Source organism: Kosakonia sp. S57 (assembly GCF_016516575.1).
GTDB classification, from domain to species: Bacteria; Pseudomonadota; Gammaproteobacteria; order Enterobacterales; family Enterobacteriaceae; genus Kosakonia; species Kosakonia cowanii.
Genome location: NZ_JACVUL010000005.1, coordinates 217,615 through 236,002, shown reverse-complemented (window position 1 = coordinate 236,002; position 18,388 = coordinate 217,615). Strand labels below are relative to the sequence as shown.

Annotated in this window: 15 protein-coding genes; 10 read left to right on the top strand and 5 right to left on the bottom strand. The window is 51.9% G+C overall.

The window, feature by feature from the left end:
- Positions 1–3 precede the first annotated feature (3 nt).
- The 7 genes from fliM (at position 4) to rcsA (ending at position 4,519) form a co-directional block, all read left to right on the top strand.
- A complete protein-coding gene (gene fliM, locus IAE48_RS07200) occupies positions 4–1,008 on the top strand; it encodes a flagellar motor switch protein FliM (protein WP_054803160.1) in 1,005 nt (334 codons plus the stop codon).
- Complete coding sequence (fliN, locus tag IAE48_RS07195) at positions 1,005–1,421, top strand: flagellar motor switch protein FliN (protein WP_023479148.1); 417 nt, start codon at positions 1,005–1,007, stop codon at positions 1,419–1,421. Before fliM ends, fliN begins: the two co-directional genes overlap by 4 nt.
- Positions 1,422–1,428: 7 nt before the next feature.
- Positions 1,429–1,803, top strand: a complete 375-nt coding sequence (fliO, locus tag IAE48_RS07190) for a flagellar biosynthetic protein FliO (RefSeq protein WP_054803161.1) — start codon at positions 1,429–1,431, stop codon at positions 1,801–1,803.
- Positions 1,803–2,540 carry a flagellar type III secretion system pore protein FliP gene (fliP, locus tag IAE48_RS07185; protein WP_023479117.1) on the top strand — a complete coding sequence of 246 codons (738 nt, stop codon included), beginning with the start codon at positions 1,803–1,805 and terminating at the stop codon, positions 2,538–2,540. Before fliO ends, fliP begins: the two co-directional genes overlap by 1 nt.
- 8 nt (positions 2,541–2,548) lie before the next feature.
- Complete coding sequence (gene fliQ / locus IAE48_RS07180) at positions 2,549–2,818, top strand: flagellar biosynthesis protein FliQ (protein WP_023479157.1); 270 nt, start codon at positions 2,549–2,551, stop codon at positions 2,816–2,818.
- Positions 2,819–2,826: 8 nt separating this feature from the next.
- Entirely contained in the window at positions 2,827–3,615 is a 789-nt protein-coding gene (gene fliR, locus IAE48_RS07175; protein ID WP_023479183.1) for a flagellar biosynthetic protein FliR, read from the top strand.
- Between the two features lie 280 nt (positions 3,616–3,895).
- Positions 3,896–4,519 carry a transcriptional regulator RcsA gene (rcsA, locus tag IAE48_RS07170; RefSeq protein ID WP_076770094.1) on the top strand — a complete coding sequence of 208 codons (624 nt, stop codon included), beginning with the start codon at positions 3,896–3,898 and terminating at the stop codon, positions 4,517–4,519.
- Positions 4,520–4,562: 43 nt separating this feature from the next.
- Here the strand turns inward: rcsA and dsrB are convergent, their stop codons facing one another.
- Entirely contained in the window at positions 4,563–4,751 is a 189-nt protein-coding gene (dsrB, locus tag IAE48_RS07165) for a protein DsrB (protein WP_042718106.1), read from the bottom strand.
- 127 nt (positions 4,752–4,878) lie between these two features.
- Between dsrB and yodD the strand changes: the two genes are divergently transcribed.
- Together yodD and IAE48_RS07155 are read left to right on the top strand one after the other, a co-directional pair.
- A complete protein-coding gene (yodD, locus tag IAE48_RS07160) occupies positions 4,879–5,109 on the top strand; it encodes a YodD family peroxide/acid resistance protein (protein ID WP_023479164.1) in 231 nt (76 codons plus the stop codon).
- Positions 5,110–5,314: 205 nt separating this feature from the next.
- On the top strand, positions 5,315–6,145 hold the full coding sequence (locus IAE48_RS07155; RefSeq protein WP_200133926.1) for a mannosyl-3-phosphoglycerate phosphatase-related protein: 831 nt from the start codon (positions 5,315–5,317) through the stop codon (positions 6,143–6,145).
- Here the strand turns inward: IAE48_RS07155 and dgcQ are convergent.
- From dgcQ to IAE48_RS07140, 3 genes are all read right to left on the bottom strand, one after another.
- On the bottom strand, positions 6,109–7,809 hold the full coding sequence (gene dgcQ, locus IAE48_RS07150) for a cellulose biosynthesis regulator diguanylate cyclase DgcQ (RefSeq protein ID WP_200133925.1): 1,701 nt from the start codon (positions 7,807–7,809) through the stop codon (positions 6,109–6,111). The genes IAE48_RS07155 and dgcQ overlap by 37 nt on opposite strands.
- 87 nt (positions 7,810–7,896) lie before the next feature.
- Positions 7,897–8,079 carry a YodC family protein gene (locus IAE48_RS07145; protein WP_042717206.1) on the bottom strand — a complete coding sequence of 61 codons (183 nt, stop codon included), beginning with the start codon at positions 8,077–8,079 and terminating at the stop codon, positions 7,897–7,899.
- 73 nt (positions 8,080–8,152) lie between these two features.
- Complete coding sequence (locus IAE48_RS07140) at positions 8,153–9,061, bottom strand: DUF808 domain-containing protein (protein ID WP_200133924.1); 909 nt, start codon at positions 9,059–9,061, stop codon at positions 8,153–8,155.
- Between the two features lie 212 nt (positions 9,062–9,273).
- On the opposite strand from IAE48_RS07140, the gene yedA reads away from it, so the two are divergent.
- Positions 9,274–10,185: a drug/metabolite exporter YedA gene (yedA, locus tag IAE48_RS07135; RefSeq protein WP_200133923.1), complete on the top strand. Its 912-nt coding sequence runs from the start codon at positions 9,274–9,276 to the stop codon at positions 10,183–10,185.
- 101 nt (positions 10,186–10,286) lie between these two features.
- On the opposite strand, the gene IAE48_RS07130 is transcribed toward yedA, so the two are convergent.
- The gene (locus tag IAE48_RS07130; protein WP_200133922.1) at positions 10,287–18,143 is read right to left on the bottom strand and encodes a hypothetical protein; all 7,857 of its coding nucleotides are present in this window, start codon (positions 18,141–18,143) and stop codon (positions 10,287–10,289) included.
- Between the last annotated feature and the right edge of the window lie 245 nt (positions 18,144–18,388).

Genomic DNA, 18,388 nt, shown 5'->3' with positions numbered 1-18,388 from the left:
GACATGGGCGATAGTATTCTTTCTCAGGCAGAAATCGATGCGCTACTCAACGGCGACAGCGATAACAGCGATGATCCGAAACCGGGTAAAACAGGCGATAGCGATATTCGCCCCTATGACCCGAATACCCAGCGCCGCGTCGTTCGTGAACGTCTGCAGGCGCTGGAGATCATCAACGAACGTTTCGCGCGCCAGTTCCGTATGGGGTTGTTCAACCTGCTGCGTCGTAGCCCGGACATCACCGTCGGCGCGATCCGCATTCAGCCCTATCATGAGTTTGCGCGTAACTTACCCGTACCGACTAACCTTAACTTGATCCACTTAAAACCCCTGCGCGGTACCGGCCTGTTTGTTTTCTCGCCGAGCCTGGTGTTTATCGCAGTGGATAACTTGTTTGGTGGCGACGGGCGTTTTCCGACTAAGGTAGAAGGCCGCGAATTTACGCACACCGAACAGCGCGTGATTAACCGCATGCTGAAGCTGGCGCTTGAAGGCTACAGCGACGCGTGGAAAGCGATTCACCCGCTGGATGTCGAGTATGTGCGTTCTGAGATGCAGGTGAAGTTTACCAACATCACCACGTCGCCCAACGATATCGTTGTGAATACGCCGTTCCATGTTGAGATCGGTAACCTGACAGGTGAGTTTAATATCTGTCTGCCGTTCAGCATGATTGAACCGCTGCGCGAAACACTGGTGAACCCGCCGCTGGAGAACTCACGTAATGAGGACCAGAACTGGCGTGACAACCTGGTGCGCCAGGTTCAGCACTCTGAGCTGAATTTGATTGCCAATTTCGCCGACATTCCCCTGCGCCTGTCGCAGATACTTAAGCTCAAACCCGGCGATGTGCTGCCGATTGATAAACCCGATCGCATTATCGCTCATGTGGACGGCGTACCGGTGCTTACCAGCCAGTACGGCACGGTCAACGGACAATATGCGTTACGTGTAGAGCACTTGATAAACCCGATTTTGAATTCGCTGAATGAGGAACAGCCCAAATGAGTGATATGAACAATCCGTCCGATGACAACAACGGAGCACTGGACGATCTGTGGGCTGACGCGTTGAACGAACAAAAGAACCCGCCGGCAACCAAGAGCGCGGCCGATGCCGTGTTCCAGCAGCTGGGCGGTGGCGAAGTGGGCGGCAATCTGCAGGATATCGATCTGATTATGGATATCCCGGTGAAGCTGACCGTCGAACTGGGCCGTACCCGGATGACCATCAAAGAGCTGCTGCGCCTGACGCAGGGTTCGGTGGTTGCCCTTGACGGTCTGGCGGGAGAGCCGCTGGATATCCTGATCAACGGTTATTTGATTGCACAGGGTGAAGTGGTGGTGGTCGCCGATAAATATGGCGTACGCATTACCGATATCATCACCCCGTCCGAGCGTATGCGTCGTTTGAGCCGCTGAGGCACGTATGAAGACACAGGCCACGGTTTCGCAACCGTCCGCCGTTTCCGGTTCGCCACTTATCCAGGTGAGTGGCGCCCTGTTTGGCATCATCGCCGTGATTTTACTCGTGGCGTGGCTGGCCAAACGCTTCGGCTTTGGCGGTAAGACCGCCAGCAGCCGGGGATTAAAAGTCACCGCCAGCGCCGCGGTCGGCACGCGTGAGCGCGTGGTGATCGTCGATGTTGAAGATGCACGTCTGGTTCTGGGCGTAACGCCCACCCACATCAATTTGTTGCACAAACTTCCTCCCGCCCCCGTCGACAGTGACGCTGTGAACGAGAAAAACGTCGATTTTCAGGCCGTGATGAAGAATCTGCTTAAGCGTTCCGGGAGATCGTGATGCGCCGTTTGTTATCTATCGCCGCCGCCGGGTTGTGGCTGGCGGCGCCTGCCGCATTTGCCCAGTTGCCGGGCCTTATCAGCCAGCCGATGGCGGGTGGCGGTCAATCCTGGTCGCTGCCGGTGCAGACGCTGGTGTTTATCACCTCGCTCACCTTCCTGCCCGCCATTCTGCTGATGATGACCAGTTTTACCCGCATCATCATCGTGTTTGGCCTGCTGCGTAACGCCCTCGGCACGCCCTCCGCGCCGCCGAACCAGGTGCTGCTCGGGCTGGCGCTGTTTCTCACCTTTTTTATTATGTCGCCGGTGATCGATAAGATTTACGCCGACGCCTATCAGCCATTCAGCGAGAACAAAATCTCCGTGGATGTCGCGCTGGAGCGTGGAGCACAACCGCTGCGCGAGTTTATGCTGCGCCAGACCCGTCAGGCTGACCTGGCACTCTTCGCCCGTCTCGCTAACAGCGCGCCGATCGAAGGCCCGGAAGCAGTGCCAATGCGTATTCTGCTGCCGGCGTACGTCACCAGCGAACTGAAGACCGCATTCCAGATTGGCTTTACCATCTTTATTCCGTTTTTGATTATCGACCTGGTGATCGCAAGCGTGCTGATGGCGCTGGGGATGATGATGGTGCCGCCCGCGACCATTGCGCTGCCGTTTAAATTAATGCTGTTTGTACTGGTGGATGGCTGGCAGTTGCTGGTCGGTTCGCTGGCGCAAAGCTTTTACAGTTAGGAGCGGCAATGACACCCGAATCGGTCATGATGATGGGCACCGAGGCGATGAAAGTCGCCCTTGCCCTCGCCTCTCCGCTACTGCTGATTGCCCTGATTACCGGTCTGGTGATCAGCATTTTGCAGGCGGCGACGCAGATCAACGAAATGACCCTGTCGTTTATTCCGAAGATCATTGCCGTGTTTGTCACCATCGTAGTAGCCGGGCCGTGGATGCTGAATCTGCTGCTTGATTACATGCGTACCCTGTTCAACAACATTCCTTACATCATCGGGTAACCCGGCCTATGTTGAACGTCACCAGCGACCAGTGGCTGCACTGGATCAGTATGTACTTCTGGCCGCTGCTGCGCGTGATGGCGCTGATCATGACCGCGCCGATCCTGAGCGAATCGCGCATTCCCCGCCGCATTAAAGTCGGGCTGGGGATTCTGATCACCATTGTTATTGCCCCGACGCTGCCGGACACGCCTGATATCGGTATCTTTGCGCCCGCCGCGTTATGGGTAGGAATGCAACAGATTCTGATCGGCATTGCGCTCGGCTTCACCATGCAGTTCGCCTTTGCCACGATTCGTCTCGCCGGTGAACTGATTGGCCTGCAGATGGGGCTGTCGTTTGCCACCTTTGTCGACCCGACCAGCCACTTAAACATGCCGGTGCTGGCGCGCATTCTCGATATGCTGGCGCTGCTGCTGTTTATGACTTTTAACGGCCATCTGTGGCTGATTTCGATGCTGGTCGACACGTTTCACACTCTGCCGATCGGCGGTAACCCGGTCAACAGTAATGCGTATCTGGCGCTGACGCGCGCAGCGGGGATGATTTTTATCAATGGCTTAATGCTGGCGCTGCCGATTATTACCCTGTTACTGACCATCAACCTCTCCCTTGGTTTGCTGAACCGTATGGCACCGCAGCTGTCGGTGTTTGTTATCGGTTTCCCTGTCACATTGAGCGTCGGTATTCTGCTCATCTCGGCAATGATGCCGCTGATCGCGCCCTTCTGCGAACGTCTCTTCAGTGAGATCTTCGATCTGCTGGCAGATATCGTCAGCGAACTGCCGCAGAGATAGTACCCCTCCGCTTTGCAGTGTCATCCTGAGGATAATCCTAAAGTGAAATTTTAAAAACAGTCACCAGGATAACCCTGGCGCGGCTTATTTGTTTTTAGCATTCTCACAGAACGCAACATTTACTTTACTTTAAGATGATTCCTGGCAAATTATACGTAACTTTACGGGATAGTGGATTCGCCTGAGGTCTTCCCATGCACTTCAGTAATATATTCCTGTATGGCTTCTGAAGCTTCTGGCGGGTGGTGAATTATCGTTACGCATTGAGTGAGGGTATGCCATGTCAACGATTATTATGGATTTATGCAGTTATACCCGGTTGGGATTAACAGGGTATCTGACAAGCCGGGGAGTAAAAAAACGAGATATCAACGACGTGCAATCTGTTGATGAACTCGAATTAGCTTGCGCCACATTTCAACCTTCCGTGGTGTTTATTAATGAAGACTGCTTTATCCATGATCCAAGCAGCAGTCAGCATATAAAGCAGGTCATTAATCAGCATCCCCGTACACTGTTTATCGTGTTTATGGCCATCGCCAATATCCATTTTGATGAGTACCTGTTAGTCCGTAAGAACTTGTTAATTAGCTCAAAATCGATAAAACCTGAGTCGCTGGACAATATTTTGGGCGATTATTTGAGCAAAGAGAAAAAAAGTATCGGTACTATCAATCTGCCAACACTTTCATTGAGTCGGACAGAATCCAGCATGTTAAAAATGTGGATGTCAGGACAAGATACTATTCAAATATCCGATCAGATGAATATTAAAGCTAAAACGGTATCGTCACATAAAGGAAATATTAAAAGGAAGATTAAAACGCACAATAAACAAGTCATCTATCATGTAGTGCGGCTAACAGATAATGTTACTAACGGTATATTTGTGAATATGCGGTAAGACACAATTCTTATATCTACCCTCCGCAATGGAGGGCGATAAATTATTCAGCCAGCTCGACGAAAACCCCATCCGGGTGATCTTTTTCATTAAAGAACCAGATACCGAGCGGGTAATCTTCAAGAGCAACCAGGTACATCGTACCCTCATTGAATGCTTCAACAGCCAGCACAACACCCGGACGGCGTGGACCTCCGTCCGTTTTGACCGTAACCCGATCGTTAACCTTCATAATCACTCCTCCAGTCACATTTACGCCAGTGTAGATCAAAACGCGCAGGCTGGCAGCCCGTGCCATAAGCGTGACCTTTTTTCTGGCGTCTATACTTAAGCTCAGCACGCAACCATGAGGTGATAGCATGAAAACGGTGAGAGAGTACGACGAGACGGCCAAGCGTGACGTGCAGGTAGATATCGATGCACTGCTGGCGGCCATTAATGAGATCAGCGAAAGCGAAGTCCGGCGCATTGACGACGATGAGGGGCAGCGCGTCAGCGTCGACGGGCGTGAGTATCATACGTGGCGGGAGCTGGCGGAGGCCTTTGAGCTGGATGTGCATGACTTCAGCATTACGGAAGCGAACCGCTAAAGAAATACCCCGGCCGGTTAACGACCGGGGAAACTTGCTTACGCAAGAAGCACTTACAAAATTCGCACATCAGGGGAATCTGATGTAGAGCCCACTCTATCGGCTAATATTTGCCCTGACAAGATATATCGATAAAACAGGCATTTAGCCCCGGAGCCCTCACCATTAATCTATGCAGTGCCCTATTGATTCCAAGGAGCCAACAATGCCGAGCCTGGACGATCCGTTACTGATTTTTACCGACGTAGACGGCACCCTGATGGATAGCCATACCGGTGAATGGCAGGCCGCTGCCGGCTGGCTGAGCCGTCTGCGTGAGCAGGGTATTCCAGTCATTTTATGCAGCAGTAAAACCGCCGCCGAGATGGCTGCCCTGCAAAAGATATTGAGCCTCGAAGGTTTGCCGTTTATTGCGGAAAACGGGGCGGTAGTTCAGCTTGATGACTCCTGGCACGATGATGAGCACTACCCGCGTCTGATGAGCGGCGCCCCCCATGAAGAGATTGCCCGCGTGCTGAATGAGTTGCGTAATACGCACGGGTGGAAATTTACCTCCTTTTCCGATCTCGATGAGAGCGTACTGGCGGAAGTAACAGGCCTACCGCCTGCGCAAGCCGCGCTGGCAAAGTTACAGGAAGCTTCTGAAACGCTCATCTGGCGCGACAGCGATACCGAAATGGCGGCGTTTGACGATGCGTTATCGCAGCTCGGTCTGCGTTTCGTGCAGGGGGCGCGTTTCTGGCACGTGCTGGATGAGCGCGGTGGTAAAGATCAGGCGGTGAACTGGCTGACGCGGCAATATCATCACTACACCGGGAAAAGCTTTACCACCGTCGGGCTGGGTGATGGCCCGAACGATGCGCCGCTGCTCGACAGCGTCGATTACGCAATCGTCGTCCGTGGGCTGAATCGTGAAGGTGTGACAGTGCGCCGCGATACCCCTGAGCGGGTCTACCACACCGAGCTTGAGGGCGCAGCGGGCTGGCGCGAGGGGCTTAATCAGCTGTTCGGCCTCTCATCGTCGGCGCAAACCTGATTACGCCCCTGATTCTTCGCCCGGTAGAGACGTCGGTCGGCAACGGATTGCAGGTGTTCAAAATCATAGTTCCCCTCTTCCAGCGCATCGCTAACCCCCAGCGATGCGCTAATGCGAATGGTCGTATGCTTATGGATGAGGATCTCTTTGCTGGCGATACGCTGGCGAATACGCTCGCCTGTCGCGGCGGCCTCAGCCAGCGTGCAGCCCGGCAGAAGGATACAGAACTCCTCGCCGCCCACGCGCCCGGCAACCTGCTGCTCATCAAGGCTACTGCTGATTAACCCGGCGGTATGCGACAGCACCAAATCCCCGGCCTGATGACCAAAGCGGTCATTAACCTCTTTAAAGTGATCGAGATCGAGCTGGATCACCGCGAAGGGCTGCTGTTGCATGCGCGCCTGTTGTGAGAGGATTTTTGCCCGTTCAAACAGCACGCCGCGATTACAGAGCCTTGTTAACGGATCGTACCAGGCCTGCCACTGCAACGTATTCTGCATGGCGTACATATTCTTCACCATCCGGCGGATCACTCCCCAGGCCACCAGCAGCATGGTCATAAACAGCAGCCACAGAATCGCCATCGCAATGCTGATACGGCCAAAATCGCCGCTGATCCCTTCGCGCAAAGTGTGGATACGCACCAGCACGCCATCGAAATGTTTCATTTTTTGCCAGCTGATGTAGCGTGCGCCGAGACGCAGGCCGCCCACGGTATCTTTCGCTATCTCCGCACTGAGCCGCGCGCGCTCTTCAGCGTTAAAGGCGGGCTTCACGTTGTCGTCGAGCGAGGTGGTAGTGAGCAGCTTAAAGTGGCTGTCATAGAGCAGATAGTCGCCTTTCTCATCACTCTCGCCACCGGGATTGGCGTGCATCAGCAGAGCGTGAATGGCATCAACGGAAAAACTGACTCCCAGCGCCCCCAGCCAGTCGCCCTGATAATCGAGCGGTACGCTGGCCGTGACATCGCCATGATGCTCACTGCCCGGCGTCAGGTCGCTGAACCAGCGTACGCCACGCCCGTGGTTCTGCTGCCTCTGCTGGCCGGTAAACCATGGGCGCATCAGCAGACGGTAATAGGTAGGCACAATGGCCTCTTCGCTGGCCTGAGTATCCGTCGTAATAAAGAATCCGGCGCGGGAGATATACCAGGCGCGACGCGGCAGCATCTGCGCATGAGTGGAGAGACGAAACAGGTAGCCCAGCTCCATCGCTGCGGTCAGTTCATTGTGCAGGTTCGGGTTATCGCGGGTCAGCAGCGCCGTTTGTTCAACAAAATAGTCCGACACGCCATATACCGGCAGCGTGCGCTGGTTATCGCGACCAATCTGCCACTGCGGCAATGCGCGTTTGCTGTCAAACTCCCCGTGGCGTTTTCGCAGGACATTAAGATCGAGCGGCGTTTGCAGCGCCGCCTCCATGGTGTGGCGGAAGAAGAGCAGCCGTTCAACGCCGACCTGCATCTGCATATCCAGCGCATTGCTGACATTCTCCAGCGCGCTACGCTGGCTCGTTGCATAGGCGTTCTCCAGCACCAGCACTTCGCGCCAGGTGAGCACGGTCGAGCAGACCATCACGATCACAAAACAGAGGTTAACCACCCAGGTGGGATCGAAATAGCGTCCGGCGTTGTTGGGCAGATGATTAAAGGTGGAGTGGCGCACAGAGGCTCCCTGAAAAGTCTGGTTAACTGCTTTTGTCGCGCGCCGGTTGCCAAGAAAAACGCCCAGCAGAGCCGGGCGTTTGGTTGGTTATGCTTCTTCGTGAATGCGCTGCCCTTCGCCGGGCATTAGCTCATCTTCACGAAAGGCTTCCCGTTTGACCCCATAGCCGTCATACCACCGACACTCCACCATACCGCTGGCGTAACCGGTGACAATCATGCGCGGACCACCCTTTTTAGCCTGAACCTCATCACTGACCACAAAGACCATACCTGCCTCCTGAATCAGAGTGAAACGTTTTCACCATAGACGAAGTTTTTACGTTTTGCGTAATAGGAGCGGCTTATTTCGCGCCACGCAGGCGCTTGATGCCGTTGACTACCGCGATCACCACCGCGCCGATAGCAAAACCGATAACCAGATTTGCCGCCATCGGCACCACTGCCTGCACCAGCGCATTTTGCGTGCTGGCGAAGTGCTCAATCGCATGGTGTAGCGCCGGAATACCGTGAACCACAATGCCGCCGCCGACAAGGAACATCGCCAGCGTGCCCACCACCGACAGGATCTTCATCAGCCACGGCGCGACAAACAGCAGCCCTTTGCCCAGCCCCTGCGCCAGCATGCCCCTCTTCTCCACCAGCCAGTAGCCCATATCATCCAGCTTGACGATAATCCCCACCAGGCCATAAACACCGATGGTGACTAAAAGCGCAATCCCGGAGAGGATCAGCACCTGGTTGAGCAGCGGCGCATCCGCGACAATCCCCAGCGTGATGGCGACGATTTCCGCCGAGAGGATAAAGTCTGTGCGCACGGCACCTTTGATTTTATCTTTTTCAAACTGCTGCGGGTTTTGCGCCGCCAGCGCTTCCAGCCGCTTTTGCCGCGCTTGCGGGCTCTCTTTATGTTTTCTCGCTTCGAAGGTATGCAGCACTTTCTCTACCCCTTCGAAACATAAATAGGCTCCGCCCAGCATCAGTAATGGCGTGATAGCCCACGGTATAAAGGCGCTGATCAGCAGCGCCAGCGGTACCAGGATCACTTTATTGAGCAGTGAGCCGCGCGCCACGCCCCAGACAACCGGTAACTCACGATTGGCGCGCACGCCGGTAACCTGTTGTGCGTTAAGGGAGAGATCGTCCCCCAGCACGCCCGCGGTCTTCTTCGCCGCCAGTTTTCCCATTACCGAAATGTCGTCCAGCAAGGTGGCGATATCATCGAGAAGGGTTAATAGACTACTTCCTGCCAAAATGTCTTCCTTTTTAATTAAGCTGCGCAAACCGCCCAGCGAGTGTTGAACGTGTAACAGTATGCGGTAAAAGATAGCAGGCGAAAATAACCTTGGTGAATGAGCGAACATAATGTCAACAAATATTTAACACCAGAGGTGTGATTAACCCCTCGCCATGGAAATACTTTTATCGTTAACTATAAGCCTCTTATCCTTTCCCGTGGTGGGTTATGCGTTTCAGGCAGGTTTTACCGCTGATTGGCGCGCTTTTTGCGCTCTACATTATCTGGGGTTCCACATATTTTGTTATCCGCATCGGCGTTGAGAGCTGGCCGCCGTTTATGCTGGCCGGGACGCGCTTTTTCTGCGCCGGCACGCTGTTAACCGTCGTGCTGCTGCTGACCGGTCACAAGCTGCCGCCGCTGCGCCCACTGCTTAACGCAGCGCTGATTGGCGTGCTGCTGCTGGCGGTCGGCAATGGTTTTGTTACCGTTGCTGAGCACCAGAATGTCCCGTCCGGCATCGCGGCGGTGGTGGTAGCGACGGTGCCGCTCTTTACCCTCTGCTTTAGCCGCTTTTTTGGTATTGCCACACGCAAGCTGGAGTGGCTGGGCATCGCCATTGGCCTGGTTGGCATCGTAATGCTTAACAGCGGCGGGAACTTAAGCGGTAATCCGTGGGGAGCCGGGCTGATTTTGATTGGCTCACTCAGTTGGGCGTTTGGCTCCGTCTACGGCTCACGTATTGAACTGCCGGTCGGCATGATGGCTGGCGCAATTGAGATGCTGGCCGCCGGGATCGTACTGCTCGCCGCCTCCGCGCTCAGCGGCGAGCGCCTGGCCGCCGTGCCGCCTATTGAGGGTTTCTTTGCCGTCGGCTACCTGGCGCTGTTCGGCTCAATTATCGCCATCAATGCCTACATGTATCTGATCCGCAATGTCACACCCGCTGTTGCCACCAGTTATGCCTACGTCAACCCCGTGGTGGCGGTGCTGCTCGGCACGACCTTTGCGGGTGAGCACCTCTCCTCAATTGAGTGGCTGGCGCTGGGGGTGATTATTTTTGCGGTAGTGCTGGTCACGCTCGGCAAATATCTTCTGCCTGCGCCCCCGGTGGTAAAACGCTGTGAAGTGAAGAAGTAATCCCCTTCTCATCGTCGCCATAAAAAAGGAAGTATTACCCTGGTAAAAGAGAGTAATACTTCCTGCACTCACAACGACCATTTAGCCATCCCGCCAGCGGGTTACTTTTCAAAAAAATGGATCATCAACTCTATGCCGAACCGGCTTGCGCCTAATACATCACAAGTTAGCGAAACGTAGCCGTCAAAATCGGTCTCTTCATGATTATAAAGAATGTTCAGACCAACCTTTAAAATCATCAATCCATTGGTAAAGTGAGGCATACCCTCCAAAAAGTCATCTATTGATATCTTGCCGCGAATATAATCAGCCACTTTAAGTAAAAGATCTTTAAGTTCATTGCTCATCTCCACACTTTCCGTTGCGGCTTTATCACCGAATAATGAGCGAGTATGTTGCCAAAATTCATGACTATGTGTTTGCTGTTTAGCCAGTAAAGCGAGTTCATCTGCAGATAAATCCTCAGGAAGAAATGTTCTGGCCTCCGACAGTAACGCCTCTTTGCCCTGTAATTTAGGGCTATAAAATATCGGATACGCCGTGACCTTTTTATTCAGGAGCCAGGCCAGCGCTTTACCCACCGGTAGCGAACCAAAGGCACCAAAGTGACTATAAAACTTGATTTCATTTATCCTGGATAAATCAACGGCAAAATCGTCGCTTCTTGCTAACCCGCGGATAGTATCCGCCAGCTCCTGCGCATCCATGCTATTAACCGCACCGGGCCCCCCCATCGCTTTAATGGACAGCGTGCCACCTTCTACAGAAAATGCGCTCCCCTGACCCAGTAGCGCCGAAACGCGCATTTTTTTCAGGGCAATTTCACCGCCAGAAACCATGTTATGGCGCAGCACGTCGGAAGGGATATCGCTGGCGTGAATGATTGCACTTTTATCGGCTAATGAAGCATCGAGCTTTGCAGGATTGATAATGACAAACTCACCATCGCCGAGGCTGTACATCACATGACCGCTATTTGATTTACCGATGCGCATAAAGGTAACAAGGTGCCCCTCCGGCACAGCCATCATCTCGGCCTCGGTTCTGATACTCACGGGTGAAGCCAGCACCTCTTCAATGGCGCCAATTTGGCCATAAACAGGCGCGGGGTTGTTAACCACCGGCTGAAGCGCTCGCGCTAATTCCTGAGCCTGTTCGGGCGACAATTTCCCGGATTCTGCCAGCAAATCGGTTAACCCGTTAATGCTGTCCGTGTCAGCAGGAATCGTGCTGGTTATGTCGCGTAATGCAGGTTTTTCCGCGATGAGAAGCCCTGTCGGCCTGGCCGCGAAGATCTGCACTTTTTCACCGTCTGCATGACGTTTGACCTGGCTCCCTGTAAAGTCACCGAGCTGCTCAGCCAGCAGTATGCGGGGATCGTCGGTGAGCACATTATCAAGCGTGCTGTTATTTATGCCGGCAAAACGTCCGTTACCGACGCTGACCATAGTGTGAAACGAATGCGCCGGTGAGGCCTGCGCAGCGGTATTCGTCCTGAAGAAAATCAGCATCTCCCCTTTTTCCACACAGAGGAGATCGTGCTGAGAGGTAATCTGCCGCGGTGTATTGAACAGGTCCGTGACTTCGGCGATCGCCATTCCCCCCTCTTTCATATTCTTCAAACTTTGACGGAGTAAATTCGCCGTTTCTTTATTCAGCATTTCACTATTTTCGAGCAGATCCACAGCGTAATCCGCAGCATCGTCAGTGGTGACCGTTCTCTTCTGGCTACGGCGCACCGATGACATAAGTTCATTTCCTGCACCGGGCCAGAGCGCCGCAGTTTTCACTACCTCAGCACTGTTATTTGCCGCTACCGAATCGGGGTAATACCATTCAGGGCGCCTGAGTACTTTCGCATTGGGAATGATAGCTTCAGGTCCATGATGAGTATATTCGCTGTACGCACCGAATATCTCATTCGCTTTTACACGGGATTTATAATCAGCATATTTAATCAGGCTGGCACCGTTAATATTTGCGTATTTCTGCGCCCACAACTCTTCAGGAAGAATAACAGGGCCACTGAATTCATCATATTTTCTGGAGAACGCTCCCGCCGTGAGATCGAAAACATAGTCGCGATTATTTTTAGCACCGATAACAACAAAGTGATTTGCGGGCATTTGATCCACAGAATCTACAAAAACAGCCATACCACGATAGCGGATGTTTTCGAAGCCATGATCGCTCAAGAAATTGGCAACGGGCGCCATTAAATATTTGCTTCGCTCTGCAGGATTAGCCATCGCCAGTCTGGTCGAATCACGCCTGTAAAGCTCTTCAAGTAAGGCCCGCGCATCCACTCCTTCAGTTTCTTTTGCATGCTGGGTATCAAAGGAAATTTTTTTATCTGGTAAATCATTACGCAACCTCTGTATACCCATCTCAGGTTGAATACCGCCACCTTCCGTGACTGAGGTAACGACCCATTTGTTTTTTTCAGGGTGCATAATCTGACCGGGATTTGAGGGGTCTTTGGGATCAACCGTACGCCATGCTTTGGTTGTCGGGCTCCAACGAACTTCAGAGATCCCCTTTGCTGTTTCTATATAATAAACACGCAGCTTGGTTTTCGGAGCGATGCTTACATAGACCTCACCGCCGCGCAAAGTCTGCTTATGCATATCTTTCAACGCAACATCGACACGAATAAACTCTTTCCCCACCTCTTCAGCGCCAGTTTTACCGGGAATAATATTATGAAAGATCATATTAGCGCGAACTTTAGACATAATATAGGTTGAGAGATCGCGTAACATTAATGCATCGACTAAATCAAACATGGCGTTAGCACTTATTTTCCCTAATTTAATGGCGTTAATAACGACCTGCTCCCCCATCTCGCGAATCATGAACTTATATAAACCCTTACCGGTTAAACCTTTCGTTACCCCTTCTCGTGCAATAGTGGCGATCCCTTTCGCATTATTTAGCAGAGCGCCTATTTTCATACCTGCCTGCGCCGCAACGCACACCACTGCAAAAATATCGGCCATAAGAGCATAACCATCGGGTCGATATTCTGCATCAGTCAGCGAGCCGTATATATCGGAATAGAATGGAATAAAAAGAGACGCAATGCGATGCAACGCAGAGGGTTTATAAAGATCGGATTTAAGTTTATTGGCTGAACGATCGAGGGCATTTTTCATACTGATGTTCAGGATAGCGACAAGACTACTCTTCGATTTTTCATCATGTTTGTAAAAATTGTACTCGGTACCGCCAAAGTGAGTGTTCTCAAAGGGGTTCGGATATTCCGTATCACCGTCTTTGTTATAAAGGATTTTATTAATTAGCTCCTCTTTTTCTTTCGCCGCACGTCGTGTGCTGTCCCAATAAATTTTTTCATTTGCGTGACCAAAATGATTTTTAAAAAACTCCTCGGTAAACACACTCTCCAGCCCGTGACTATGAACTTTCTTTATTTCAAGATTGGCAATGGTTTGCAGCCACGGGTTGCCTCGCATTTGCGCATCAGTGAAGCGTCGGCTAAACGTTGCATTTGGGAAAAGGGAGAAAAAGACCCAATCATTGTTTTCAAGCTGAACAAACAAAAGCTCTCCGGCATGGATATTTTTGACGTTATTTTTCTTCCTGACATCAAGTCGAATTGCTTTTTTGACAGTTGCGGTAATTTCCTCAATGGAAAGACCTGAAATAATCAGCAACTCTCTAACGCGTTCGCTTGCTTCATAACTGCTGTACTTTTTTTTGTATTCAATAAATTGCTGGTTGTAATACCACTTGCTCGAAAAATACTCTCTACCCAACATTTCGAATAATGAGGCATACCCATCTGGAATATCCTTTTCAATCATTAATGGATTTAATTCGTGACGTCGCTTTGCATAATTATCGATGATCTCCTGGGCACGAAGATTTTTAAGATACAAAACACTCTTTTTATTCCTCTGCATCCAGTGCAGGATCGCGGGAAGAAGATCGCGTGCTACGGCATTTTCTTCATCAGCAAATATTGTCGGGTAGATCTCTTCAGTCATTTTGTTGGCCCAAACAATATCAGCATAACTCTCCCTGGCGGCGGGTATTGTAATATTTATCGTTGCCAGAGTTTCGACCAGATCGACATACGTTTGTTGTTGCACCAGTATTGTTCTTACCGTTGCCCGGGCGATACGAAGCGTATCAATCTGTTCGCTGTCCCACTCCCCATCACCGAAGCGCAGGCTTTGCCGAAGTTTAACCTCCTTCAGCGCCAGTTCGGCAACGGCTTCTTTTGCGGCGGTAATGATATCTGATTCATTATTCTGCAATCTAAGGCGTTGGGTAAACGCTTTATCACCAAGCGCCATTCCCTCTTCATAGCCCTGGTATTTTTTCTTGTACGATTTAATAATCTCACCGTAGCCATCTCTTTTTTTCTGCATTCTGTTCACTATAGATTGTACAACGCTCCTTTCACCCTCCTTTTTCTTCAACTCGGTAGTGAAATCTTTGCTATATCTTACATAGAAAGCCGTAGCAAGAGAGGCGCTAATATATTCTTGCGGATTAGCTTCTGCCTCCCATATTTTGTTTTTCAAGTCAGCGATGCTGGCATTAATTTTCGCCAGGCGTTTCTTCTCTTTCTCGAAGAACTTTTCATCAAGCTTACTGTATTTAGCCAGCGCGTCATCGGCGAGGATGCGCGCATAGTGCGCGGTGGCTAATATAGTGACATCGGTAATATCAACATTAAACGCTTCCCAATAGTGAGACAGCAGTTGCTGATTCCAGGATAAATTCGTGCTCTCATATGCTCTGCCTTTAAGGATCCCGTCCGCCACACTCTGGGTGTCGAGAATCATTTTTCTGAGCATCATAATTCCGATAAGATTTTCATTCTCCGGGTTCAAATAAAGATTATAAAACTCCCTATTCATAATATTAACTATCCGTTGAATCAGATCGCCCCAGGAGATAAAGTTCTCCGCAGCAAGAGACTCATCAATCCTTTTTTTTGCGGTAGATTCGAGGTTAGATTCTGCAATGTTTTTTTGGATAGCTATAAAGGCGTTAAACTTTTCCACATCGGTTTGATCTGCATAATCCCAGCGACCATTAACATCACTGATTATAACGACTTTTTTCATACCCCACGCGCTAACAAACACGCCGTATAGATCGGCACTCAATTTCTTGCAGGGCCAGAAGCGACCGGCAAGATAAATATATAAATGCCCATCGTCATGCTGGTAAATACCGCCTTCACGGGGTAAGCCAGTGAGGTCAAGATTATAAGCGCCCCGTACGCTCCAGCCCCTGACATCAGATAATAAAGCAGCCGTTGCACCTTTATTACCCGGCTCCTCTTTTACTTCACTCTCATGCTGTAAATCAGGTGCCGTTTCCCGTTCGGGCGCAAGATCAAAATCTTTCGCGGAGGGTTCCTGAGGATACCCGGCTGCGCGTTTTTTTCGCCGTGGCGGTAAATTTTCATCTGCTTCTGCGAAGGGCGCCGTCAGCTCACCTTGTAGAGCGGCTTCGGCCATGAATTTCTCAACTTCCCACACCAGTGCCTGCTCAATACAACGCCTCACCGCAGCATTAACCCCTGCCCCCGTTCCGACAAACCCTGCCGTCCAGGCCAGCGTCTGCGGCAACGTAAGGATCTGTTTTGTGATCTCACCCTGCTGTTTATAGAGCGGCGTGCCCGCGACGCCCAGCTCTTCTGTTGGTGACAGTGACATGGTTAAACGAAACGCGATTGGCGATAACGCTTTATTGATAAAGCAATCGCGACGGGAACTCTTCCCCTCTGTTTGTCCTTCCCTTAGCACGACGCGCACGGGTAGAGAAAATGGTGCGGTTGCCAGACTAAAACCTTCCCGCAGTACTGCTGACAATGCGCTACTGATTACCTTTCTCTCAGCCCAGCGCTGGATATCCTCCGGCAGGCTTCGCGATCCGGCCAGGATCGCCTCCGGCGTGGGCGGGTAAGCCGTGGTCTCTTCTGCTGCAAGCTCAAGCGCGAGCTTTAGCCTGCTTATGAGACCTTCAGCCTGCGGATCGGATTTTTTCGCCAAGTGATTGCGGCTATCGTTAATGAGTTCCAGCACCGTTCGGTCAAATAAGATGGCTGCTTCGGTTTTGTTTTGCGGGTGGACGTCACGTAAGTACTCGTGACGTAACGCTGTTGCCCAATCACTTATGCCGCGCACCAACATCCCACGGTGAGAGAAACTGCCCAGCGCGCGGCCCGTTATCTCAACGACACTATTTTTGACCCCGGCTTTCATCCGCTTTAACGCCACTAACCACTGCGCAATATGGTGATTAAATTCAATCCTGCCGCTGTGACCGAGTTTCGCCAGGCGAACCACTGCGCCCTGCATTTGTAATGCCAGCTGGCTTAACCCTTCGGCGGTTTGACGGAGAATTTTATCGAGTTTTTCGATCTCTTCTCCTCTGCCCGCCTCGCGAAGCGCTGCAAATTGAGCGCTGCGGAATAAGTCTGCCCACTCCTCTTCTGTGGGTTTAGCCAGAGGATCAATAAGCGCTTCCAGCTGCTGCTGCGCGTGATGTGTGACAGAGTGCCAGCGCGTTGCCTCAGCCTCCAGCTCTTGTGTGAGCAGATGATTGAGCGCCGGCAACGCCTCATCACCCGAGCAAGATTCAGTCACTTGCAGATACTGCTCAACTGCGTCCGCCACTCTCCCTGCGGCGACAGGGATCTGTTTAATTCGCCGTTCTGTGTGTTGAATTGCATCAAGCAGCAGCAACGCGCTGTCTCTTACCGCACGGTTGAGCGCTTCGCTGTAGGTTGGCTTTTCCCCTGCGCTCACTCTGGTAAGGATATTGTGTGGGCCGGAGCCGGCCTGCTTTGCAAGCTGGGTGAGATTTCTGCCCCGGCACCCAGCGCGATGCCACAGTTTATCCGCCGCTTTTTTCTTATCGTCAGGCGTGACACGCTCTTGTACCTGCTTCAGCCTCGCAGCAAGGCTTCCAAGCATGTTACCAGTGTGCAGAATATGACGAACCAGCCGGACATCATCGGGCTCCTCCCCAGGTTTGCGCTCCCTCACCTGCGGATTGCCTTGCGGCACACCATCAGCCCCGGGCATGGGGTACGCGAAGACCAGATACTCCTGCATCCAGTCTGCAAGTTGCTCAGCACTCCCCGGCGCAGCGCGATCCCCTTGCCTGAGTAACATCTTCATCGCAAATAGCCGCGCATCACGGGCATTACTCTGTATAACGTCGGCCTGCTGTTGCAGGCATTCTGCCAGACGCTGACGGGTCAGCCGGGTTTCAGCCATAAGCGACTGTTTCAGTTGAACGAATCGCTGATACTCCACACATGACGCATTGTTTGCGGAGAGAAGTAAATCCTCAGCCTGTTGAGGCTGGGTGAGTTCCTGTGGGAGTGCAGCGAGCAATTTATGTCGATACGCATCCACCGTTGCGGCAACCTGCGCTTGCCACTCCAGATGCCCAACTTTTTCGGCGGCGGTGATGGCATCCAGCGCATCGGAGATCGCGTGCATTAAATCAAAGGCGTAATGCTCTGTTTCATTTACGGCGGGATCGTCGCTTTGCGACAGCGATAACAGGGTGTCGAGAAAATGGTGAGCGGGGGCGAGAAGCGTCTCCGGCACAGATGTACCCTGCACCGCCCGTAGCTTCTCCTGTATCCGCCGGATGTCGGCCGCATCAGGCTTATGCCCGTTATATCCCTGATGTCGGTTTTCGATGAGGTGCGGCATTTTGCTGCTCAGGGCCTCAAGTAGGCGTGCTTTCAGCTGTTGTGCCTCTTCTGTTTGCCGCGATAAGCATTCGCTGCTCACTCCAGAGAGATTTCGCGGCGGAATATCGATCGCAACGTCAATCATCTCTTCACAGAATAACGCCTCACCATCTTGAGCCTCTTCTGCTGCAGACGACAAAGACGCCTTGTCATCATCAGCAAATAGAATATGAACTGTTTTAGATAAAACCTCGTGAGATGACATAAAACCTCCGCAATAAAAAGAGTGATCTATTTCAATCGATTGGCGGCCGTCTTATTCAGACGACAAAGCCCTGTTGATCACCAGTAAATACAACATGTTTTGGTTTTAATAAAAGCGAGTCAGATGGCGTGCGCTTCACACAACAAAACACGAATCTAATTCAATCCGATAATTACGCAGCGATGGCCTTCAATGTAATAAGCAACAAAAGAGCGTTATTTTTTAGGGCAGGAATTAATGAAAAC